The organism is Flavobacterium sp. (genome assembly GCF_031411595.1).
Lineage (GTDB): Bacteria > Bacteroidota > Bacteroidia > Flavobacteriales > Flavobacteriaceae > Flavobacterium.
On the sequence record NZ_JANOBI010000035.1, the window covers coordinates 33,443 to 56,644 of the forward strand.

23 protein-coding genes are annotated in these 23,202 nt (G+C 35.9%); 12 read left to right on the plus strand and 11 right to left on the minus strand.

Annotated elements, in window-relative coordinates:
• Positions 1 to 147 precede the first annotated feature (147 nt).
• Together RMO03_RS07855 and RMO03_RS07860 are read right to left on the minus strand one after the other, a co-directional pair.
• Entirely contained in the window at positions 148 to 1,674 is a 1,527-nt protein-coding gene (locus RMO03_RS07855; RefSeq protein ID WP_309641546.1) for a DEAD/DEAH box helicase family protein, read from the minus strand.
• Between the two features lie 77 nt (positions 1,675 to 1,751).
• Positions 1,752 to 2,267 (minus strand): DUF6155 family protein, encoded by a 516-nt coding sequence (locus RMO03_RS07860; RefSeq protein WP_309641547.1) that lies wholly within the window; start codon positions 2,265 to 2,267, stop codon positions 1,752 to 1,754.
• Positions 2,268 to 2,361: 94 nt separating this feature from the next.
• Between RMO03_RS07860 and RMO03_RS07865 the strand changes: the two genes are divergently transcribed.
• Together RMO03_RS07865 and RMO03_RS07870 are read left to right on the plus strand one after the other, a co-directional pair.
• Entirely contained in the window at positions 2,362 to 2,640 is a 279-nt protein-coding gene (locus tag RMO03_RS07865) for a DUF3817 domain-containing protein (RefSeq protein WP_309641740.1), read from the plus strand.
• Entirely contained in the window at positions 2,633 to 3,895 is a 1,263-nt protein-coding gene (locus tag RMO03_RS07870) for a mechanosensitive ion channel family protein (RefSeq protein ID WP_309641548.1), read from the plus strand. The genes RMO03_RS07865 and RMO03_RS07870 overlap by 8 nt, the downstream gene beginning before the upstream one ends.
• Here the strand turns inward: RMO03_RS07870 and RMO03_RS07875 are convergent.
• On the minus strand, positions 3,890 to 4,279 hold the full coding sequence (locus tag RMO03_RS07875) for a hotdog domain-containing protein (protein WP_309641549.1): 390 nt from the start codon (positions 4,277 to 4,279) through the stop codon (positions 3,890 to 3,892). The genes RMO03_RS07870 and RMO03_RS07875 overlap by 6 nt on opposite strands.
• A 276-nt stretch (positions 4,280 to 4,555) precedes the next feature.
• On the opposite strand from RMO03_RS07875, the gene RMO03_RS07880 reads away from it, so the two are divergent.
• The 7 genes from RMO03_RS07880 to RMO03_RS07910 all read left to right on the plus strand — a co-directional run bounded on the left by RMO03_RS07880 (position 4,556) and on the right by RMO03_RS07910 (position 11,766).
• Positions 4,556 to 5,905 (plus strand): OmpA family protein, encoded by a 1,350-nt coding sequence (locus RMO03_RS07880; RefSeq protein WP_309641550.1) that lies wholly within the window; start codon positions 4,556 to 4,558, stop codon positions 5,903 to 5,905.
• A gap of 75 nt (positions 5,906 to 5,980) precedes the next feature.
• Positions 5,981 to 6,385, plus strand: a complete 405-nt coding sequence (locus RMO03_RS07885) for a glyoxalase (protein WP_309641551.1) — start codon at positions 5,981 to 5,983, stop codon at positions 6,383 to 6,385.
• Positions 6,386 to 6,657: 272 nt separating this feature from the next.
• Positions 6,658 to 7,371: an alpha/beta hydrolase-fold protein gene (locus RMO03_RS07890; protein ID WP_309641552.1), complete on the plus strand. Its 714-nt coding sequence runs from the start codon at positions 6,658 to 6,660 to the stop codon at positions 7,369 to 7,371.
• Between the two features lie 60 nt (positions 7,372 to 7,431).
• The gene (locus RMO03_RS07895; protein ID WP_309641553.1) at positions 7,432 to 8,382 is read left to right on the plus strand and encodes a hypothetical protein; all 951 of its coding nucleotides are present in this window, start codon (positions 7,432 to 7,434) and stop codon (positions 8,380 to 8,382) included.
• Between the two features lie 130 nt (positions 8,383 to 8,512).
• Entirely contained in the window at positions 8,513 to 9,619 is a 1,107-nt protein-coding gene (locus RMO03_RS07900; protein WP_309641554.1) for a carboxylate-amine ligase, read from the plus strand.
• Positions 9,620 to 9,669: 50 nt separating this feature from the next.
• Positions 9,670 to 10,500 (plus strand): glutamine amidotransferase-related protein, encoded by an 831-nt coding sequence (locus tag RMO03_RS07905; RefSeq protein WP_309641555.1) that lies wholly within the window; start codon positions 9,670 to 9,672, stop codon positions 10,498 to 10,500.
• 75 nt (positions 10,501 to 10,575) lie between these two features.
• The gene (locus RMO03_RS07910; protein WP_309641556.1) at positions 10,576 to 11,766 is read left to right on the plus strand and encodes a hypothetical protein; all 1,191 of its coding nucleotides are present in this window, start codon (positions 10,576 to 10,578) and stop codon (positions 11,764 to 11,766) included.
• Positions 11,767 to 12,004: 238 nt separating this feature from the next.
• Here RMO03_RS07910 and RMO03_RS07915 read toward each other — a convergent pair whose 3' ends face one another.
• The 5 genes from RMO03_RS07915 to RMO03_RS07935 all read right to left on the minus strand — a co-directional run bounded on the left by RMO03_RS07915 (position 12,005) and on the right by RMO03_RS07935 (position 18,036).
• Positions 12,005 to 13,222, minus strand: a complete 1,218-nt coding sequence (locus RMO03_RS07915; RefSeq protein ID WP_309641557.1) for an ATP-grasp domain-containing protein — start codon at positions 13,220 to 13,222, stop codon at positions 12,005 to 12,007.
• 3 nt (positions 13,223 to 13,225) lie between these two features.
• Positions 13,226 to 14,656, minus strand: a complete 1,431-nt coding sequence (locus RMO03_RS07920; RefSeq protein WP_309641558.1) for a leucyl aminopeptidase family protein — start codon at positions 14,654 to 14,656, stop codon at positions 13,226 to 13,228.
• Complete coding sequence (locus RMO03_RS07925) at positions 14,657 to 15,796, minus strand: alpha/beta hydrolase-fold protein (RefSeq protein WP_309641559.1); 1,140 nt, start codon at positions 15,794 to 15,796, stop codon at positions 14,657 to 14,659.
• A 182-nt stretch (positions 15,797 to 15,978) separates the two neighbouring features.
• Positions 15,979 to 17,367, minus strand: a complete 1,389-nt coding sequence (locus RMO03_RS07930; protein ID WP_309641560.1) for a HAMP domain-containing sensor histidine kinase — start codon at positions 17,365 to 17,367, stop codon at positions 15,979 to 15,981.
• 3 nt (positions 17,368 to 17,370) lie between these two features.
• Positions 17,371 to 18,036, minus strand: coding sequence for a response regulator transcription factor (locus tag RMO03_RS07935; RefSeq protein WP_309641561.1), 666 nt, complete (start codon positions 18,034 to 18,036; stop codon positions 17,371 to 17,373).
• A 176-nt stretch (positions 18,037 to 18,212) separates the two neighbouring features.
• Between RMO03_RS07935 and RMO03_RS07940 the strand changes: the two genes are divergently transcribed.
• A complete protein-coding gene (locus tag RMO03_RS07940; RefSeq protein ID WP_309641562.1) occupies positions 18,213 to 20,285 on the plus strand; it encodes a sulfatase-like hydrolase/transferase in 2,073 nt (690 codons plus the stop codon).
• A 127-nt stretch (positions 20,286 to 20,412) separates the two neighbouring features.
• On the opposite strand, the gene RMO03_RS07945 is transcribed toward RMO03_RS07940, so the two are convergent.
• The 3 genes from RMO03_RS07945 to RMO03_RS07955 form a co-directional block, all read right to left on the minus strand.
• Entirely contained in the window at positions 20,413 to 20,907 is a 495-nt protein-coding gene (locus RMO03_RS07945; protein ID WP_309641563.1) for a hypothetical protein, read from the minus strand.
• 62 nt (positions 20,908 to 20,969) lie between these two features.
• The gene (locus RMO03_RS07950) at positions 20,970 to 21,488 is read right to left on the minus strand and encodes a molybdopterin-binding protein (RefSeq protein WP_309641564.1); all 519 of its coding nucleotides are present in this window, start codon (positions 21,486 to 21,488) and stop codon (positions 20,970 to 20,972) included.
• Position 21,489: 1 nt separating this feature from the next.
• Complete coding sequence (locus RMO03_RS07955) at positions 21,490 to 21,927, minus strand: thioredoxin family protein (RefSeq protein WP_309641565.1); 438 nt, start codon at positions 21,925 to 21,927, stop codon at positions 21,490 to 21,492.
• A gap of 124 nt (positions 21,928 to 22,051) precedes the next feature.
• Between RMO03_RS07955 and RMO03_RS07960 the strand changes: the two genes are divergently transcribed.
• Together RMO03_RS07960 and RMO03_RS07965 are read left to right on the plus strand one after the other, a co-directional pair.
• Complete coding sequence (locus tag RMO03_RS07960; RefSeq protein ID WP_309641566.1) at positions 22,052 to 22,687, plus strand: class I SAM-dependent methyltransferase; 636 nt, start codon at positions 22,052 to 22,054, stop codon at positions 22,685 to 22,687.
• 16 nt (positions 22,688 to 22,703) lie between these two features.
• Positions 22,704 to 23,201 (plus strand): GNAT family N-acetyltransferase, encoded by a 498-nt coding sequence (locus RMO03_RS07965; protein WP_309641567.1) that lies wholly within the window; start codon positions 22,704 to 22,706, stop codon positions 23,199 to 23,201.
• Position 23,202 lies beyond the last annotated feature (1 nt).

Genomic DNA, 23,202 nt, shown 5'->3' on the forward strand with positions numbered 1-23,202 from the left:
TGAAATCTGTTGTAAACACTCATAAAGTCGATAAAGTGCAACTTTTTAGTCGATAAATGGTAGGCGAAAAATAATGTTAAAAAAAAGAGGTAAAGTACATCGGTAAAATGATGTATTTCATCGAGTTGAAAATTTATTTAGAGATGTCTAAAATAACTTTTCTCTGATTTTCTTCCCGATTAGCAAATTTAATTTCAATTTATAATCTTCAATCAGCCATTCTCTGTAGTTTTTACTGCAATGGCTCAAACAATTTGCATAGCGCTTCATTCTAGATTCGATATCTTCATACAATTCTTTAGCCAGCAGTTTGGCTTCGTATAAATCTTCTGAATTATCTACACACATATTGGCATGCTGTTCTAACGATTTTTCAATGACAATTTTAGAACGCAAGTTTTGAGCAATAGCCAATTTGTGCTCTTCATCAACATCGAAAGTTACGATGTCTGTTTTACTGAATTTAGCGCGCAATTCGGGTGGCATTTGGTATTTGAAATGCAATTCGATTTCCGCATCATCGCGCAGGTTTTCTAAGTAATATTCTGGCGATTTAAAGATATGTTGCCAGTCTACAGGTTCGCTCCACAAGCCAAATCTCGCGGCATTATTCCCTAAATCAATCACCGTAAAAGTATCTTTATGATGCAGCTTTCTCGAACCACGACCAATCATTTGAAAATACAAAGTCAATGATTTTGTAGCCCGATTGAGGATGATGCTTTCCACAGTTGGCTCATCAAATCCTGTAGTAAGAATGCCAACTGAAGTCAAAACTGCGTCGGGTGTTTTCTTAAACCAAGCTAATATTTCTCTACGATCTTCAGGATTACTTGTATTGTCTAAATGCCGAATCGGAATACCGGCTTCTTTGAAAGTTTCATATACATATAAAGAAGTATTAATTCCATTATTGAAAATCAATGTCTTCTTCCCTAGCGATTTTTCTGTGTATGCATGAATCAACTTCTCTTGCATCGCCAATTGTGAATACAAATCATCCGAAGATTTCACAGTATAATCGCCATTGATTCCGACTTTCAAAGAAGTCAATCCAACATCATAACTATACGTAATCGCTTTTGCTAAAAATCCTTGTTCAATGAGTGAAGATATGGTATCGCCAACAATCAACTCATCGTAATTTTCATTCATCGGCAACTTGATATTCGAACTCAAAGGTGTTGCAGTAACACCAAGTATAAAGGCATTTTTAAAGGAACTCAATAATTTCCGAAACGAATTATAATGCGCTTCATCAATAATCACCAAACCAATATTATCAAGGTGTAATTTCTTATCGTTGATACGGTTTTTCAATGTTTCAACCATCGCAACAAAGCATGAAAAATCATTCTGATCAGGTAATTCTTTGACTTTACTGTTGATAATTTTATTCTTAACCTCGAAACCTTTGAGCATTTTTGAAGTTTGCTTACAAAGCTCGATGCGGTGCGTTAACACCAATACTTTTTTGTCATGCTTCGATAAATACCGACGAACAATTTCAGAAAAAATCACTGTTTTTCCGCCGCCAGTAGGTAATTGATACAATAAATGATGATTATGAGGTGCGTTGTCTAAGCGATCAAATATAGCGTCGATGTCGCCTTTCTGATAGCTGTAAAGCTCTTTTTTCTCTTCGATTTCGGTATCAAATTCTTTGTGAGGCATATTGCATTTATAGAATTTTGCAAAAGTACATCTAAAAAAGAGTTATCCGGCTATTTTAATTTTTTTAAATCGAAAATTTAATATTCGAAGCGTTCTGTAGTAGCGATGAATTCATATTGATTCAACCAATCTTGCCGAATCGTTTCTTCTTTGATGGCTTCTACTCGACTTTGAAATTCACTAAGAATTCCCTTTTCAATCATAAAACGAATCGCCTGTTCGAACGAATTGAACATACTTTTAAAAAACAATTCTGTATTAATAGTTCTTTTTGACGAATAGGTCTGCGCGATTTCGATAGCATATAACATCACATCGGCAATCAGAAAATCATCAACACCCAAACTGATAAAATGTTTGATGAATTTTTGAGCAACCGAGCGCCGCAATTTAGGTCGTTTGCGTTTTATCGGGAAATATTCCAGTGAAATCTTGACTTTAGCATCATTGATCAACAGATCTTCTTTGGGATTAAAGACAAAATCGAAATACGTTTTTACAGGAATAAACTTGTCGTATAAAGCCACAATTTGTGCTTCCAATGCTTCTTTTGGAAGTTGCGTCAAGTATTTCTTTAATTCTCGTTTGCTCATTACAACAAAAGTAATTTAGTTTTTGAATAATAATCAATTCGATTCGCTAATTTTGCGTGACTTAAATTAAAAACAATTTTAAAATGCAATTCTCATTATGAAACTATTCAAAACCATAGCGCTGCTTGAAGGTATTTCTCTACTCCTATTGTTATTTTTTGCGATGCCAATGAAGTATATTTTTGACCTTCCAATCTATGTACGAATCGTTGGAATGGCGCATGGATTGTTGTTTATTGCGTATATCGCTTTAGCTATTATGAGTAAAGTTGAAGAAAAATGGGAAATCAAAAAGTTTGCAATTATTTGTGTAGCTTCGATTATTCCGTTTGGCACTTTCTATGTTGAAAAGAAATATTTGCGACATGCATAAAGCTCTAGAATTGATATTCGATTGGTGTTATCCGTTGCTTCGAAAAATAGGCTTCGGCGATACGATTGCGTCTTATTTTAGTTTGGTACTGAATATTGCCATGCTGAGTTTGTTGACGTATATTATCTATATCATTTTCAGATTTTTCTTAGTCACTTTAATGGCGATTGCAGCCAAAAAAACCAAAACGAGATTTGATGATTTGCTGATATCGAATAAAACAGCGAAGTATATATCGCATTTGATTCCGTTGTTATTCATCTACAAATCGGTGCCAGTCATTCTCAATGATTTTGTGTATTGGGAAACGATGTTCGGAAAATTGGTAGGTGTGTATATCATTCTTTTAATTTTATGGATTGTCCGTACTATTTTTAATGCGTTGCGAGATTATTTAAAATTAAAACCCGAATACAGCGACAAACCCATCGACAGTTATATTCAAGTTATTATGCTAATCCTTTGGATGATTGGTGTTACGGTGATTATTTCTGAATTGTTTGAAGTCAAAGCCAACACCATGTTTGCCACTCTTGGAGCTGTTTCTGCGATTATTCTTTTGATTTTTCGCGATACTTTGTTGGGTTTTGTGGCCAGCGTGCAGGTTTCATTGAATGACATGGTGCGCATCGGAGATTGGATTACGTTTGATAAATTCGGCGCCGATGGTGATGTGATTGAAATCAATTTGGCTACGGTGAAAGTGCGGAATTTCGACAATACGACTACAACCATTCCAACCTACAGTTTGATTTCGGATTCTTTTCGAAACTGGCGTGGCATGCTTAATTCTGATGGACGAAGAATTAAAAGACATTTGTTGATTAGAGCCAAAAGTATTCGTTTTTTGAAAGAAGAAGAATTGCAAAAGATGAAGCAAATTCAACTCATCAGCAACTACATCGATATTCGACAAACTGAAATTGACAAATACAATGCTTCAAACCAAATCGACAAAGCATTACCAATCAATGGGAGAAATCTAACCAACTTCGGATTGTACCGGAAATACATCACCAGTTATCTTGAAAACTACCCTAGTTTAAATAAAGATATGATATTGCTTTGCAGGCAGTTACAGCCAACCGCTCAAGGCATACCTTTAGAAATTTATACGTTTACAAAGGATAAAAAATTTGAAAATTACGAATACATCATGGCTGATATTTTCGATCATATCATCGCTTCAATCGGGTATTTTGATTTGGAGATTTTCGAATTATCTACAGGCAAAGAAATCGTAGATAATTTATGATTTAAATCGATCGTTGATGAATTCTATCTGCGTTTTTCCATGAGCCTGTGGTTTGCCATCAATACCTAAACTCACCATCGTAATCGTATCGATAGTAATAATCGTTTCGCGTGTCATGATATTACGGGCTTCACATTTTAAAGTCAATGAAGAGTTGCCGAATTTCACGACATCAATGCCTATTTCTACAATATCGCCTTGTTTTGCAGAACTCCTAAAATTGATTTCCGACATATGTTTGGTGACAATTCTCGTATTTTCAAGTTGAATGATGGAATATAAAGCCAATTCTTCATCAATCCAAGCTAATAATTTACCGCCGAATAAAGTCCCATTTGGATTTAAGTCTTCTGGTTTAACCCACTTTCTGGTATGAAATCGCATAGTGTTAGATTTTTGTTAGCGCTAAATTAATTATTTACAAAGGATCGAGAGCCATTTATTGATGTTATTCACGACTTTAAAAATGATACTGTCAACAGTAACAAAAGCAGTCGAAACTCGCATCTTTTCAAATGTTTAGGTTTAGATCTATTCTCGATTGAAGTAAAAATAGCATTTATTATTTAAAAGATTGAATTTTAAAAGTAAACTAGTATATTTGCAAATTGTATGTTAAAATGTTAAAACAGACTAATTGACGTTAATAATTCTAAAACTATGAAACACTGTTTACTACTGTTATCCCTTGCTTTATTGACGGTTAACTTTGGATATGCTCAAACGGAAGATATCAAAGATGCAAAAGATACCGGTGAAAGAAAAGATTACAACAAATGGACAATTGAGTTATCAGCTGGACAAAGTAAAGGTACAAAACCATTTACTGTAGGATATTATTCGAGTAACCCTGACAAACTATTCGGTTCTGTTAAATTCAATACTTTCAGCCTCGGTGTGCGTTATATGTTTAGTGCAAAATTTGGTTTGAAAGCAGATTTAAGTTCTGATTTGTTTAGCAATAATAAAAATACAGACAGTAAAGATTTTAAAATGCAACAATACCGATTTGGTTTGCAAGGTGTTGTCAATGCTTCGCGTTTATTCAATATTCAGCAAGAATTAGGAAGATTAAGTATATTAATTCACGCCGGTCTACAAGCGGCAAGAGCTACACCTAAATACAAACCAGACGAAAACGTCCCTGGATATTTCTATAATAAATCGGAATTAAATATGGGAGTGATGTTTGGTATTTCTCCTGAAGTTAGAGTTTCTAAGAAATTTTCTATCATCGGTGATTTCAGTACACTTTCTAATTTCAGACAGCACTTTACATGGGATGGTCGCGTTTCAGACAAAGCCAATAACTTAGCCGGTCAGATGATTATGGCTACTGTTGGGTTAACCTACTCATTTGGTAACGATAATATCCACGGAGATTGGGCTATCATTGATGAAGGCAAGCTTAAAGAAATTGAAGAGCTTGACAAAAGAATCGGTGAACTTGAAAGCATGTTGAACGATACCGATAAAGACGGTGTGCCGGATTATTTAGATGTTGAAAACAATTCTATTGCCGGTGTTGCTGTTGATACCAAAGGAAGAATGGTTGATATCAACAAAAACGGAATTCCTGATGAGCTAGAGAAATATATGGCCAACACTTATGTTGACAAATCGAACATCAAAGAAACGCTTGAAACTGCCAATGCTGACATGATCAAACGATTGATTAATGAAGGTTATGTAACTACTTATTTCGATTCTGGTAAAGTCAAACCAACAAATGTTTCTACAGAAGGCATCGACTTTATGTTGACTTACTTAAGAAACAACCCAAATGCTTCGATAGACATCATCGGACATGCTGATGAAATTGGTAAAACGGCTTTCAATGATAAGCTATCTAATGACAGAGCGAATACAGTTAAGAATACGTTAATCAAAGCAGGAATCAACGCTTCTCGTTTGAATATTCTTAGCCAAGGTGAAGATGCTTCTGTAGCGGTAGATTCTGCCGATGCCAGAAGACTCGTAAGAAGAGTAACATTTAAAGTGAAAGACTAATTAACAATTAGTTCTTGATAAGTTATAAAAACCTCTGTATTCGTACAGAGGTTTTTTTTTAACTTTAAAATAAAAATGGAAACTCGAGATGCATTCATTATCGGTTTAAGAGGAGAAACAATCGGATTGGTCAATCCATCATCTTCCTCAGATGAAAAGTTCCAAAATCAAACCCTACGCCCTATTCTCAAACTGCAAAATGATTTGTTTGTAGAGGTATTCAAGAATCATATTAGCAAACACAAAAATGAGTTCTATTTATATGCTGTAGAAAAGAAATTGCAGTTTATAGAAAACACCATTCAGAAAGATATCAAGTTTAGAAATGCACTCAAAGGCATCGTCATCGGATTGTTTACAATTGATGAATACGCCACTTACATCCAAAATTCTTCATCGCTAAATAAACGCATGATGAATATGCTTATCGAGCGTTTGAAAAGTCAGGTGTTGCTTTTTGAAGTAATTGATACAGTTTAACCGCTTCATTCCTTACCATCAAAACGGTTCTGGTAATTTTAATCGCAATAATTTCGTTTGCATTTTAAGGTTTGCCTAAAACTGATTTAGTATTTAAACTATTTTTTAATGTTTTCTTAATTTAATAGGACTATAATAAGTATTCTCGTAATTGTTTAAGAAAATGTCGTCAAACCGCGTATTTATTGATTTTTTTTATTATACTTGTTTTTATAAATTAAGAACATTGTTTTAGCTTTATTGCTGAATCAAAATACAGTAAATGCCATACTATGAAAGAAGAATACTTCAAATGGTACTCGTCCAATCTCAACAGAGAAATTGAAATGCTCGTCTTTGGTCATTCCGGTTATCCCGTGATTCTTTTTCCAACATCGATGGGCAGTTATCACGAAAATAAAGACCAAGGTTTAATAGGCGCTGCGCAATGGTATATCGACCAAGGTTTGATTCAGATTTTTTGCCCGGGAAGTGTAGACAAAGACAGTTTCTACAATAAAAACATCCACCCTTTTCACCGCATTCAAAACCACGTTTGGTACGATAAAATGATTTGTCATGAAATCGTAGAGCGCGTCAAAAACAATACGTATTCCGGAAAGGTAGCCGTTGCCGGTTGCAGTTTCGGAGGTTATCATGCCGCGAATTTTGCGTTTCGCCATCCGGGTTATGTAAGTCATATGTTTTCGATGAGCGGTGCTTTCGACATCAAGAGTTTTATGGATGGCTATCATGACGACAATGTTTTTTATAACAGCCCCGAAGATTATTTACATGGTTTAAATGACCATGAATTATGGAATATGGATATCATTCTCGGTACTTCCAATTGGGATATTTGCTTGGATTCGAATCTCAAATTGAGCCGCGTGCTGTCACAAAGAGAAATCCCACATTGGCTTGATATCCGACAAGATCAGCAACACGATTGGCCGATTTGGCGACAGATGTTTCCGCATTATCTATCAAGAATCAAATTTTTCTAAAATATTAAAGACAAGTAAAATGAAATCGAAGATTCACGAAAACCAAAAAACAATATAGTCATGAGTAAAAAAATTGGAATATTATTCGGAATGGAAGACACTTTCCCGTATGCTTTTATCGAAAGAGTCAACGCTAAAAATGAAAAGGGAATTATTGCTGAAGCCGTTTCTATAGATAAGGTCGTTCAAAACAAAGGCGGCGAATATGCCGTCATCATCGACAGAATTTCACAAGATGTTCCGTTCTATCGCGCTTATCTCAAGAATGCTGCGTTAACCGGAACCAATGTCATCAACAACCCATTTTGGTGGAGCGCTGATGATAAATTCTTCAACAATTGTTTGGCGGATACTTTAGGCGTGCCGCTTCCGAACACAGTGATTCTGCCTTCTGCGGAACATCCAACCGATACCACTTCAAAATCATTTCGCAATTTGAAATTTCCAATGGATTGGGATGGTATTTTCGAATACATCGGCTTTCCGGCTTATATGAAACCGTATGCTGGCGGTGGTTGGAAAAATGTGTATCGACTTGAAAACAAGGAAGAATTCTGGCAGAAACATCAGGAAACAGGACAATTGGTCATGTTGCTTCAAGAAGAAATCGTATTCACAGAATATTTTCGCGTGTATTGTTTGGGTGGAAAAGACGTGCACATCATGCAATACGAACCGAGAAACCCACACCATTTGCGTTATGTGATTGACGGGCCGCCCGTTGATAAAAAGTTATTGGCCACGGTGAAAGATTATACTTTGCGTTTGTGTAAAGGTTTGGGATATGATTTTAATACGGTTGAATTTGCAGTACGTGACGGCATTCCCTACGCAATCGATTTTGGAAACCCTGCGCCCGATGCTGAGTTTACTTCCGTAGGTGCGGATAATTTCGAATGGGTTGTGGAAGCTGCCGCTAAAATGGCCATCGCTGCCGCTAAAAAACAAAAACCTGGACAAATGAATTTGACTTGGGGAACGTTTATCAAAGACGCCGCCGCAACAAAATAAAGAATGTGATTGGAACCGAATTGCCCTAGCCCGGATAGAAGGGAAAATCCTTGGCATTGGGAGATTGCCGCGCAAGCTCGCAATGACAAGATTGGAATGATAGCCGGATTAGCTTCTAAAAAATATTGTGATGAAAAAATTACCCGTTTTTACGCTTGGCGTTGAAGAAGAATATCAAATTATAGATCCGAATACACGTGATTTGCGCTCGCATTTGTCGAAGATTGTCGATGGTGCCAAAGTGATTTTGAACGAGCAAGTCAAAGCAGAAATGCACCAATCTGTAGTGGAAGTCGGCACAAACATTTGCAAGAATGTAAAAGAAGCTTCCGATGAAATTAAATTCCTGCGCAGCAAAATTGTAGAACTAGCTGCCAAACAAGATTTGGTCGTTGGTGGTGCCGGAACCCATCCGTTTTCGCGTTGGCAAGACCAGCCGATTACTGATGATCCAAGGTATCACAACATTGTGAATGAATTGCAAGATGCAGCGCGTTCGAATTTGATTTTTGGAATGCATTGTCATGTTGGAATTGAAAATCGCGAAATCGGTTTGCAGTTGATGAATCAAGCGTGTTATTTCTTACCCCATATTTTTGCGTTATCGACGAATTCTCCTTTTTGGGAAGGCAGACAAACGGGTTACAAATCGTTTAGAACTAAGGTGTTTGATAAGTTTCCAAGAACGGGTTTGCCCGAATATTTTGATTCAGTAGCTTCTTATGACAATTATCTTGAGACTTTGGTCAAAACGAATTGCATCGACAATCCGAAGAAAATTTGGTGGGATTTGCGTTTGCATCCGTTTTATGATACAATTGAATTTCGCATTTGCGATATGAGTTTGACTGTAGATGAAACGATGTGTATTGTGGCGATTATTCAAGCGATTGTGGCCAAGCTGTATCGACTCAACCTAAACAATATGAGTTATAATGTTTATCGTTTGGCATTGATTAAAGAAAATAAATTCAGAGCCGCGCGTTACGGAATCGACAATCACATGATTGATTTTGGATTGCAGAAAGAAGTCGAAACCAAAGCGCTAATTTGTGAATTGCTTGAATTTATTGACGATGTCGTTGACGAATTGGGCAGCCGTGAGCAAATTGACTTGGTGCATCAAATCATGAAAAACGGTACAGGTGCTGACAAACAACTCGCTGTTTTCAACGAAACGAACGATTTAACGAAAGTGGTTGATTTTATAACATCGGAATTTACCAAGGGTTTGTAACATAATAATTATATATTTGTAACACCAATTCTGATCCTAAACCTAAGATTATGAACGAACATACCATAAGAATAGCCATTTTAGATATGTATAACGGTGAGCCTAATCAAGGCATGCGCTGTATTATCGATATCGTCAATCGGTTTAATCAGATAGTAAGTTTCAAAATATTTGATGTCCGTCGTAAATCCGAATTGCCTAAAATTAAGGATTACGATATCTACATTTCGACTGGTGGTCCAGGAAATCCGCTTGAAGGAGATGGCATTTGGGACAAAAACTACTACGCTTTTATTGATGATTTGGTGCTTTGGAATAACGAGAATGAAGTCAAAAAACACGTCTTGTTTATTTGTCATTCTTTTCAAATGGCTTGCAAACATTTCGGTTTAGCAGAAATTACCAAGCGAAACGACACTTCTTTCGGTGTGATGACCGTTCATAAAACCAAGGAAGGCAACAATGATCCTTTGTTTGAAGGTTTAGCTGATCCGTTTTATGCAGTAGATTCTCGCGATTATCAAGTCGTTCAACCGCACTTGAATGTCTTTGCTGACAAAGGCGCTAAAATCATTTCGTTAGAGAAAATCCGTGATCACGTGCAATTCGAAAGAGCCATTATGGCCGTTCGATTTACAAAGTATTTTGTGGGAACACAATTTCATCCTGAAGCTGATCCCATCAGTTTTGTTGCTAATCTGAGAAAAGCCGAAACGCGTGAGAAAATCATCAACATGAAAGGCAGAACGAAATTCAGAAACATGCTTGAAGATTTATTGGATGAAGATAAAATCTACAAAACCAATGAAACGCTGATTCCAAATTTCCTTCGACTCGCAATCAATGATTTGATGAAAACGAAAAAGATACTTTCGAATTAATTTCATTTTCCAGTTTTAAATTTTCATGCATCGATTAAGTAATCGAATGCTTCACTTTATTGTAATGTCAATGCTATGGTAACCAAATACAGACAACTTTTCAATGACCAATTTTCTATAGAAAAATACAAGGAATTTCAAAATGATATTGCTGCAGATTTCAATTATATGCCCACTTTCAGAATGGCCGAAACGCCGTTTTTTATTTCAAATGAACTCAAAGCACAATTGATCGAAGGTTGCCAAGATGTTATTCGACTCATCCAACAAGACAACTTCAAACAACTTACCGAAAAGTCGTTAGAGCTTAACACCAAAGTGCCTAACGAAGATGAACACACCACTTTCCTAGCCATCGATTTTGGGATTTGTGAAGAAGACGGACAAGTGATTCCAAAACTGATTGAAGTGCAAGGCTTTCCTTCGCTGTTCAATTATCAGTACGTTTTGTATGATAAATTTAAAAAATATTTTCCGTTTCTTGAAGAATTAACGCCGTTCATCAATGACATCAGCTCCGAAGATTATTTCAAGATTATCGAAGAAGCAATGTGCAATCATCTGCCAAAAGAGAATGTGATTCTGCTCGAAATCGAACCTGAAAAACAAAACACCAAAATCGATTTCTATTATTGTCATCGTGATATTGGAATTCCAATTGTTTGTGTGACGGAATTGATTAAACAAGATAAAAAACTGTATTATAAAAATGATCAAGGCCAATTGATTCAAGTCAAACGCATCTACAACCGTGTGATTTTTGATGAATTGGAATTGCGCACCGATTTAAATTTAAACTTCAGTTTTTCCGATGATCTCGATGTAGAATGGGCCGGGCATCCGAATTGGTTTTTCAGAATCAGCAAATTTATACTGCCATTTTTGAAAGGAAAATATTTCATCGAAACGACTTTACTAAGCGACTTAAAAGAAATTCCAACCGATTTAGAAAATTACGTTTTGAAACCATTGTTTTCATTCTCGGGAAGTGGCGTAATTTTCCACGTCACGAAAGAAGATATTGAAGCAGTAACGGAAAAAGAATTGTACATACTTCAAAAGAAAGTCAACTATATTCCGATTGTGCAATCACCTGACGGAAAAGTAAAAGCCGAAGTGCGTGTACTTTGTGTTTGGAAAAAAGAAGATAAGAACCCTACGATGTTGTGTAATTTGGTGCGTTTGAGTCGTGGAGAAATGATTGGCGTGAAATTCAATAAAGATAAGGATTGGGTTGGTGGCACTTTGGGGTTGTTTGAAAGGTAGGTTTTACCGCAAGGTGCGCTAAGGTATACGCAAAGGACGCAAAAAATAAAATTTTATATTAAGATTTTTAGAAGCTATTTCCTGCTATCCGCTAAATCTTTTCCTGTCTAAAAAAGCCAGAAAAAGGATACCGCTGCTATCAGGGCTAGGGCATCTCGTTTAAAATGAAACCTATCAAAAAAATTACAAATTACTTCGCGCTCTTTGCGATAAACTTCGCGAACTTTGCGGTTAAAAACTAATGCAAATGCTTCACTTCCTTCTGAGCCACTACAGTTGCATAATCTTTCACCAAGCGATCGGCGTAAACATCTAGCAATTCTAAAACACGTTCGTGTTTGTCTGATTTCACAATCAATCCCGCGTGATATTCTAATGGCACGCGGAAACAAACTTCATCATCTGCAAACGAAGACAAATCCGGATGTTGGTATTTCGATAAAGTGAGTACAATACCGGCATATCCTTTTTTGACTTTCGGTAATTTGTATTCAATGCCTTTCACCAAAGCGTTTTCAATCGCTGCCCATTCCGTCCACAGATTGATATCGGAAGCGAATGCTACCATTTCAGCCAAATGTGCACCACCAACTCTCGAGGAAGTTTCTAGAAAATAGATTTTTCCGTTGTCATCACATTTGATAAATTCGGTATGCGCTGCGCCATGCTTGAGTCCAAAACCTTTGATGACTTGCTCATTGACTTTCTTAATCGCTTTATCGTCTTCTGAATTGTATGGAATATTCGCACTTCTGAAAATGCCACCACCTTGAGAAATTTCCATCGGTGTTGCCAAATATCGCGAGGTGATGCTGAATAAAACTTTACCGTCTACAATCAAACTATCGCAATGATATACAGAACCAGGTCGAAATTGTTCCACCAAATATTTAAAACGGTTGTTGCCCATTTCGTTGATGTGAATCCACAAACTTTCTTTATCATACACTTTGATAATGCCTGACGCTGAAGCTTCTGAACGCGGTTTCAAAACCCACGGTGCCGGAATCGTATCGGCAAAAGTATTGATGTCATGATCGTTGAAAAGCGAACAGAAATTCGGATTCGATATGCCACAACTTTTAGCCCGCATGCGCATCGCTAATTTATCTCGAAAATAACGTCCGGTGCTTTGTCCCATGCCGTCAATGCGGAGGTTTTCGCGTAAGTAAGTGGCTTTTTCTACATCGAAATCATCTAAGGCAACGATGGCATCAATGGTGTTGTTTTTCATGAAATTGCTCACACCGAGTAAAAGATGTTCTAAATTCCAATCGACATCTTGACCTTCCATAAAGAAAATATCATCGATAAATTCGACAGGCCAAGCTTTGTCACGCAATTTTTCTGATGTAACCAAATAGACTTTATTTCCAAGTTTTTTTAAATTGATTAAAAAATCAGCTCCTTTAAAATAATTGGAAATACAAACGATTGTTTTAGGTGATTTACTCATAGCTTAAATGTTTTCAATAAAATGCATTAATAAATGTACTCCATAAGATGTAGCGTGTTTGCTTTTCGCAAATTCATCATCACCAAAGGCTACACCGGCAATATCCAAATGCGCCCAAGCGCTGTGTTCTTCTGTGAAATACTCTAAAAATTTAGCGGCCGATATGGCACCGGCAACGGGTTTTCCGCTGTAGTTTTTGACATCGGCAATATCACTTTCAATGTCAGATTTATAGGCATCCCACAATGGTAATGGCCACAACCTTTCCCCTATTTCATCACCCGAATGTTGTAATTTTTGAGCTATTGTTTGGTTGTTGGTAAACAACGCGGCACATTCATAACCAAAAGTTCCAACGCTGCTTCCTGTTAATGTAGCAATATCGACAATGATTTCGGGTTTGTAATTTTTAATTAAATACGATAAACCATCGGCTAGAATCAATCGGCCTTCAGCATCGGTATCGATGATTTCAATCGTGGCTCCATGATAACTTTTGATGACATCGCTCGGCATGAATGAAGTACTGTCAACGGAATTCTCACAACATGGTACAATCGCGGTTACTCTTACGGGCAATTTTAAATCGGCAATCAATTGCATGGCTCCTAAAACTGCTGCACCACCAGCCATATCGCATTTCATGTGTAACATTCCGGCAGTTTTGATGTTGAGTCCACCGGTATCGAAAGTAATGCCTTTACCCACCAAACCAATGTGTTTGATTTTTGGAATATCGGTCACTGGCATATAATCCATAATGATGAATTGTGGCTCTTTATCGCTGCCTTTTCCAACGGCTAAAAAAGCATCTAGGCCTTCAATTTTGGAAGCTGCACCATCTAAAATGGTTGTTGTAAATCCATAAACATTACCGCTTTCCTGTGCCCAATTCGATAAATAAGTTGGCGTTACCAAATTCGGTGGCAAATCGACCAAAGACAAAATTTCGATTTGTGTTTTGGCGATTTTTATAGCTCGAAGTGCTGCTTCAGCATAATCGGTTTTCGAAAGCAAAGCCAATTCAAAATCTTTTTCGGCAAAAGGATGTAGGTCTTTTTTCTTGAAATGCCCAAGTTGATAGGTGCCCAACATTAATCCTGAAATCGTAGCTTCGACTTGTTGTAGTGTGAACACTTCGGGTATCATTAAAACGACATCTTTAGCAAAAATGTTTTTTTCTTTAGAGGCAATTCTTCTTGCAATAGTCTTCAATGACTTGTAATCGATCGTTTTTCCTAGTCCTATAAAAATGTGAACGCAGTCATATTTTTCAGCAACATAATAGGTATCTTTTTTTCCGTAGAATATTTTTGACGAAACTGATACGCCGTGAAACTCAATCGGCACTAAATTTTTTGCATTGGTTTCGAAAACCGGAATCAGAATAACGCCTGTGAAGCCTTCTAGGTTTTCTATATTTTTTGTTTTCATTTAATTGTCTTTTGTATTAAAAAATAACCATTCGATGGCTTTCGGAAATTCATCGCTCCAATAGGTTTCGTTGTGTTTTCCTAGCATATTGATGCTGAGCTTGATTTTCATTTTGCTCGATACAAATTCATTTTCGATCATGCGTTTTTTGAACTTTTTAACATGATCAATCATCGTAGCGCTCTCATCACCGCCGGCATACAGATATATTTTGGTATCACTGGGTTCTGAAAAATCAATACTGGTAAAATCCATTTTTGGAACCACCCATAATGATGGTGAGAAAATCATCAGTTTTCCATACACTTCAGGATACATCAAACCTGAAAAAACACTGACCAATCCGCCCATCGAACTGCCTCCAATTCCGGTATGCTCGCGCTCGGTTTTGGTTCTAAAAGTTTTATCTACAAACGGTTTCAACGTATCAGTGATAAAACGAATGTACTTTTTTCCTTGTCCAACGCCCAGCAAAGTTTTCCCAACATTGTATTCTTTGATGCGATCTTGTTCGGCATGTTCAATCGCAATGATGATAATTTTCCCGATTTTATATTCGGACATTACTGCTAGTTTCTTATCGATTTCCCAATTGCCGTATTTGGCTTTTTCATTGAATAAATTCTGGGCATCTTGCAAATACAACACAGGATATGTTTCATTAGAATCATCATAATCATGCGGTAATAAAGCCCAAACCCTTCTGGTTTTGTTGAGTTGTGGGATTTCAAATTCTTCAGAAATCAAATGCACTTTAGGCAAAAAATTGGGTTTGAACGGCAGCCAATTCTTTCTCCATTTATCAACATGTTCTTTGCGAACGCCTGCGTGCTCTTTGCACGAACGGTTTTCGGTTCGGTTGCCATACTTGTCAATTTCGACTTCGCTCCAATCGCCTTTGGTGAATTTGTATAAGAGTTCATCGGGATACACAAAATCACTCGCGAATTTATAATGATACAAACCATTGCCGATTTTTTCCATTTCGAAGGCTAAATCTTGCGTGTGCCAATTGTTGAAATTTCCGGAGATATAAACCGGTCGTGTATCATCTTCATCGGTAGTCAGCAGAATATTGAGTTGAGGCTCTTGCAGTTCGGTATCTATATTCGGGGCAACTTTATTTTTATTGGTAATCATAGCAAACAGAAAACGATAATAGCTTTATTTAAAAAGTAAATATAGTTTTTTGATTGTTGAAATAAAAGAAACTATGGGGATAATAACAGAGAATTTTGAGATTAAAATAAATCGAAGGTTTTTATTAGCGATGACTCAAAAATTGAAGTAAATTGGTGGTTATTTTTGATAAATGCGATTGACTACGAATTTTTTGGAAACTTAAACATTACTGTAGTTCCAACGTGCACTTTACTTTTTATAGAAAACTCGATTTTCAATAACGTACACAAACGGTTTACAATCGACAATCCTAAACCAACGCCTTTAACTTCCGGATGTTCGAGGAATTTCGATCGGTAAAAAGGATTTAGAATTTTATCGAAATCAGCTTTGGGAATACCGATTCCTGTATCGGAAATTGTGCCAATCAGATATTGGTTGTTCTCTGAAAATGCCAGTTGAATTTCGCCTTTTGATTTGGTGTATTTAATCGCATTCGATAATAAATTACTGATGATAATACCAACTAAATATTCATCGGAATTGATGTAATAATCCTTTTCAAAATCATACTTTACTGTCAATTGTTTTTCCTTGATATTTTGGGAATAGCGCGTTACAATATCTAAAATCAAAGCATTCAAATAAACCGATTCGTTTTTGGTATTGAGCTTCTGATTTTCAAATCGGGCCAACAACAGCAATTCATCCACCAAATGATTTAAGCGATCTACTTCCTTTATGCAGTAGTTGATTTTTTCCTCATACTCGGTTTGGTTTCTGGGTTTTCTAACCAATACTTCCAGTGTTCCTTTCAAAATAGCCAAAGGCGTTCGCAATTCGTGGGAAGCATCGGAAGTGAATTGCTTTTCGCGTTCAACGGCATTTTCAATGCGATCTAGTAAATCGTTGATGGTTTTAGAAAGTACAAACAATTCATCTTTATAATGTGGTAACGCAATTCTCGATTTCAAATTTTCTGTTGAAATAATACTCGCGGTATCGGTAATTTGAGTAATCGGTTTGATGCTTTTTCCTGCAATGAATCGAGTGATAAAAAAGAATGAAAACAATACAATGACATAAGACAAGAGTAATATGGTATTGAGGTTTTTCATGACTGTATTCTCTTCTTCAAGCGATTTGGCAATCAATAGAAATCCCATGATTTTACCATTTTTATATATCGGAACTTGCACTTGCCGGATGAATTGTTTGTTGAGTTCTGTATCAAAAAAGTATTTTTCTTTGATGGATTTGTTGAGTTTTAAATTGTCATTTTTAAGATTCGGCGATTTTTCGACAGCCACACCATTAGGATCATAAATCTGAACAAAAACGGGATCTATCGTAATTTCGTTGTGTTCTTTTTCTTCCCATTCTCGTATGTCAATCCATCTATAGATACTGTTTCCGAAATTCATTTCAGAAAAATGCAATCCCACTTCCTTCTCAAGTTCATGATTGATGTCATTGTAAACACTATACTTCACGGTATTGTAAATCGCAACAAAAAGCAACGCTACAATCAATGCAGTGCTGATTAGAAAATTAAAAGCTAGTCTGTTTTTGAAAGAAAATTTAAACATAATCTACACGTTATCACTTGCAATATAGCCCACGCCACGAATGGTTTTGATCAATTCTTCTTTGTTGATGCCTAGTTTTTTTCGGATGGAATTGATAAAAACATCTATAACGCCTGTATCGTATTCATAATGAATATTCCACACTTCTTCAATGATTTGATTTCTCGTGCACACCTTGTCTTTATTTTTGATGAGATAGACCAACAATTCAAATTCACGTTGTGTAAAAACAACTTCTTTGTGGTTTAATAAAATTTGATATTTCGATTGAACCACCGTAATGGCACCCAAAGTCAATTCATCAATTTCTTGATCAGCTCTGAAATGAATTTTGATGCGAACCAACAATTCTTCAAAAGAAAACGGTTTTTTGATATAATCATTCGCGCCGGCTTTCAAGCCTTCAATTGTTTCTTGAACGGTATCTTTTGCTGTTAGGAAAATAATGGGTGTTTTGGTATCGGTTTTTCTAATTTCCTTACATACTTCGATGCCGGTCATTTTTGGTAAAATCCAATCCAATAAGATTAAATCGACTTTTTGACTTTGTGAAAACTCATACCCTTTTTTTCCATCACCGGCTACAATAACATCGTAACCATCTTCTTCTAGGCCTTGTTTTAGAAAATTAGCGATTCCTACTTCGTCTTCTACAATAAGAATTTTCATTGATGTTTTGTTGGTTATTGGTTTTATGTCTGCAAAAAAATCACAAACAAATATATTTATTAAAGGTTGTAAATCAATATCAATTTATTTTTAAGCTATTTAATTCAAGTAAAATTAAGGCAATATTAAGAATACAATAACTTTAACTCCACTACATTTATGGAAAATTTATTGAAATGCTACTGCCCCAAAAAAGTAACCCACTAGTATCGCTTACCGTTTTTTATGTATTGGTTTCGTTTCTTTTGCGAATCGTGCTGTGCTTCCATCCTATTACGCAATCGTCGTTTTCACTGATTGATACTGTAAAAATTTTTACACTCGGATTCCTTTCAGATCTTTTTGTTTTTACCGTAGCCATTGCCTTTTTTTGGTTGTATTTGATTTTTATTTCTAATGATAAATACCATAAACCCTACGGTTATCTCCTATTTGGATTGTTGGTTGCCTTATTGGGTTATGTTGCTTTTGGCAATACAATACTAAATGAGTATGGTGGTTCTTTACCTGAAATCGCAACCTATTTTATAGCTTTAAAAACGGTATTGTTCGGGTTGTTGCTTTTTTTGCCTCAATATAGAATCGCAATCCGTCGTTGGTTGTTTACTATTGTAGTTTTCATCTACGTTTTGCTAATCATTCAAAATGCGATTAGTGAATACTTTTTTTGGAATGAATTCGGCGTACGCTACAACTTCATCGCGGTTGATTATTTGATTTACACGACCGAAGTTATTGGCAACATTATGGAATCGTATCCGGTCGTTCCTATCTTCATTGTATTATTTATAGTGACAGGATTGATTACCTATTTCATTGTCAAAAGGTCTAAAAACTATATTGAAAACATTCCTTCAGCAGTTGAAAAAGTAAAATTATCATTACTCTATTTTGTGTTAGTTGCAGTTTCTTTTGTTGCCATTCCTTTTTTATCCAACAAAGAAAACAGCCAGAACATATTCGCTAACGAACTGCAAGCCAACGGCATTTATAAGTTCTACACTGCCTTTACCAATAACGAATTAGACTATTTTAAGTTCTATAAAACACTACCTGAAAAAGAAGCTTACAGCCTTTTGCAACAACAAAATTCGTTGGCAAAAGAAATTAAAAGCGATTCAACAGAAACCCGTAAAAATGTAGTGCTGATTACCATAGAAAGTTACAGTGCCGATTTTATGAAACATTATGGCAATGAAAATAACCTAACACCATTCTTAGACAGTTTAGCTACCAAGAGTTTGATGTTTACCAATCTTTATGCTGTAGGCAACAGAACCGTTCGAGGGTTAGAAGCGGTTACTTTGTGTTTGCCACCAACCGCTGGTGAAAGTGTTATTAAAAGAAAAGACAACAAAAGTAAGTTTACTACCGGAAACCTGTTTAAAGAAAAAGGATATCAAGTCAAATTTCTATATGGTGGCGATGCGTATTTTGATAATATGCAAGACTTTTTTGGCGGAAACGGTTATGATATTATCGACAAAAAATCGTTTCAGCCAAATGAAATAACGTTTTCCAATGTTTGGGGAGTTTGCGATGAAGACATGGCTAAAAAAGCCATACAAGTCATGAATGCCGAATCAAAAACAGGCCGCCCTTTTTTCAATCATTGGATGACCGTCAGCAACCATCGCCCGTTTACGTATCCGGACAATCGTATCGACATTCCAGGTAATGCCAAGTCTAGAGAAGGCGGTGTAAAATATACAGATTTTGCTTTAAAACAATTCTTTATGATGGCGCAAAAACAATCGTGGTATCACAATACTGTTTTTGTAATTCTGGCCGATCATTGCGCTTCAAGTGCTGGAAAAACAGAGTTACCACTTGATAAATATCGCATTCCGGCGATGATTTTCAGTCCAAACATGCAGCCGCAACAGTACTCGAACTTGATGTCTCAGATTGATATTATGCCAACATTATTTGGGTTGTTGCATTTCAACTATCAGAGTAAATTTTATGGTCAAGATGTATTGCAAACCACCTACAAACCGAGAGCTTTCGTAGCGACTTATCAAAACTTAGGATTGATTAAAGACAGCGTTTTGACGATTTTATCTCCAAAACAAATGGTCAAGCAATACGCATTGAAAGCGGTTCCTAATCAAAAATTAGATCGTAATTTTCAATTGCATTTTGATGAAAATCCAATGCCGAAAGTTCGCGAAGATTTGGTTAAGGAAACGGTGGCTTATTATCAAACGGCATCGGATATTTTGAAGAAGAAAAAGTATCAGAAATAAATTCGCTTTTGATTATTGTAGTAGAAACTTTTACACAATCAAGATTGAATGAAATCTATGAGACCATATTCCATAAAAAAAGGATACTTAAAATATCCTTTTCTATAAATTGAATTCGAAAGTCACGTTAATCTTCGTCCTCAGTTTTTTCATTCGCCTCATTGCCAATAACATTAGTTGCGTTGGCTCTAATTTCGGTATGTCTTACTTCACCACCAGTAGTTCCGGCTTCTTTACCTAGATATGTTGCTGCAATGCCAACAACCAAAGCCAAATAGGTAATCAGGTTTGCTTTGCTATGATTTTTGATGTTAAGCACCAATCCAACAATTGAAATTGCGCCTAGAGCATATAGGATAAGGGCTAACTTTTCAGCCATTTCTTCATGATTGTGAATGATTTGTTTGCCAATATTGGGTAGATCTTCCACCATTTCTTCAGCGCCTTCTCCGGTTGACATTGAAGCGAAAGCAAACAAAGCCGCTACTATAAAAATAATATAAGCGATGTTGATCGTGATTTTGTTTTTTAAAACCAATCCTGCGATTAAAATCCCCAAACCAAAAATCGTCCCAATAATGGGAAAATGATTTACTACCAAATGCCAATGTGCGTCGTTCATGATGTTTATATTTATAAAATTAAAAGTTCAGTTATAGTATAACAGCATTAGCTTTGGTAACCCTACTCGATTCGTTTGACTTCAATTCTTTCAAGTGCTTTTACATAGCGTCGGCCATTTTTCAAATCAGCAGTCGAACTCAATACAATCCGTTGTTCCATATCTTTGAGCTTTTTGCCTTCGTGTTCTGTGATGATAAACAGATTATCGCCAATGGCTGTATTGTAAATTTCATTCCAAGAAAAAACTACTTTATAACCGTCGGAAGCAATAAAAACAAAGTAGAATTCATTCAATTCTTTGGGCTTTTCATAGCTGAATTCAATCTTCGCCAATACTGTTTTTAATAAAATGCCTTTGCTGTTCTTTACAGTATCTTTTATTTCACCTTTGTGGTTGTAGATCATCTGATCTTTTAAAACTTGCTTCGGAAAACTGTCGAGTTGCGTTAACGTAAAAACCTTTTCTGATTTTATTTTTCCTTGAATTTTAAACGAATCCGTAGGTTCTATTTTCCTTTGCGCCGAAACTGACCAATGCGTTATAAAACCTATGAATACAATAATAAGCCTAATTCTCATATTAAGATTTGGTATTCTTTTTCAATAATGACATGTATTCTTGTGGTGTTTCATTGTTATAAACTCCGGTTTTTCCAGCGATTTTTGCTTCTTTATTGAGCACAACAACATGAGGAAAAAAGCCATCTTTGTTATATTTCTCAACAATGAGTAGGTTTTTTTCCAATTGATCTTTGCTCAACCCTTCTTGTTCGTAGGAGAAATCGATTTTTACCAAAACATAATTGTCACTCGCAAAAGCCAGAAATTCAGGCGATTTGAATATCTTTTGTTCGAGCTTCACACAAGTGTCGCAATGTTCGGGTACGGAAAAGAATAAAAGCACTTTTTTATTTTGTTGTGCTGCTTCTTTCAATCCTAAGTCTAAATCTTTTTGCCATTGTTGTGCCGTGCAATTTAAAACGCTACAAAACAATGCCATTGAAATCATTCTTTTCATATCAAATGAAAATTAAAATTATTACTCAAAAATAGCACTTAATCATTAAATAACATTCGGGTTTTCGACTTTATAAATTTTATTTTTCCCTAACTTCGTTTTTGTATAAAGCAAAGTAAATAAAATGGATCGCTACAAAGAAACCTTTGAAACATGGAATAAAGTCGCGCAACTATACCAAGACAAATTCATGGATTTGGATTTGTATAATGAAAGCTATGATTTATTCTGCAATGCGATTGATTTCAAAAACCCATCAGTGTTAGAATTGGGTTGCGGGCCGGGCAATATCACAAAATACCTATTGAATAAAAAGCCTGATTTTATTATTGATGCTATTGATGTCGCTCCCAACATGATTCAACTGGCGCAGCAAAATATTCCCTATGCCCATTTTACAGTCATGGATGTTAGAGAAATCAATACTATACAAAAGCAATTCAACGCCATCATGTGCGGTTTTTGTATTCCATATTTATCCGAATCCGACGTTTCAAAATTGATTGTAGATTGTCATCAATTGCTCATGAATGACGGAATCATCTACATCAGTTTTGTTGCTGGCGATTACTCTGATTCGGGGTATCAAAAAGGCAGCAGTGGCGATCGAACTTATTTCTACTTTCATGATTTAGAAAATACAATCAATACGCTTGAAAAACAAGGATTTACAATTAATAATTTGATTCATGTTAAGTATTCGAAAAATGATACTATCGAAGAAACTCATACTGTTTTAATCGCAAAGAAAAGCGCTTAATTAATAATCCGACACTATGAAAATCCTCGAAACCAATAGACTTTATTTAAGACCAATGACTGTTGATGATGCCGAAAATATCCATGCCTTGAATCTGGATCCCGAAGTAATACAATTCACCGGCGATGAAGCTTTTGAAAATGTTGAAAGTGCGAAGATTTTTTTAGAAAATTATGACCATTACACACAATATGGCTTCGGACGTTGGGCTGTCATTGAAAAAGAAAGTGAAGCTTTTTTAGGCTGGTGTGGATTAAAATATACGCCAGAATTGGATGCGTTTGATATTGGATTTAGATTCTTCAAAAAATATTGGAACAAAGGCTACGCAACAGAATCTGCTGCAGCATGTATTGATTTAGGGTTTAATCAATATAAAATGCCCAAAATTGTTGGTCGATCCAGAACCGAAAATAAAGCTTCAATTAAAGTGCTAGAAAAAATTGGATTGACGTATTCAGGAGTTTTTGATTTCGATGGCCATGAAGGTGTAATTTACAGCATTGAAAAGTAAG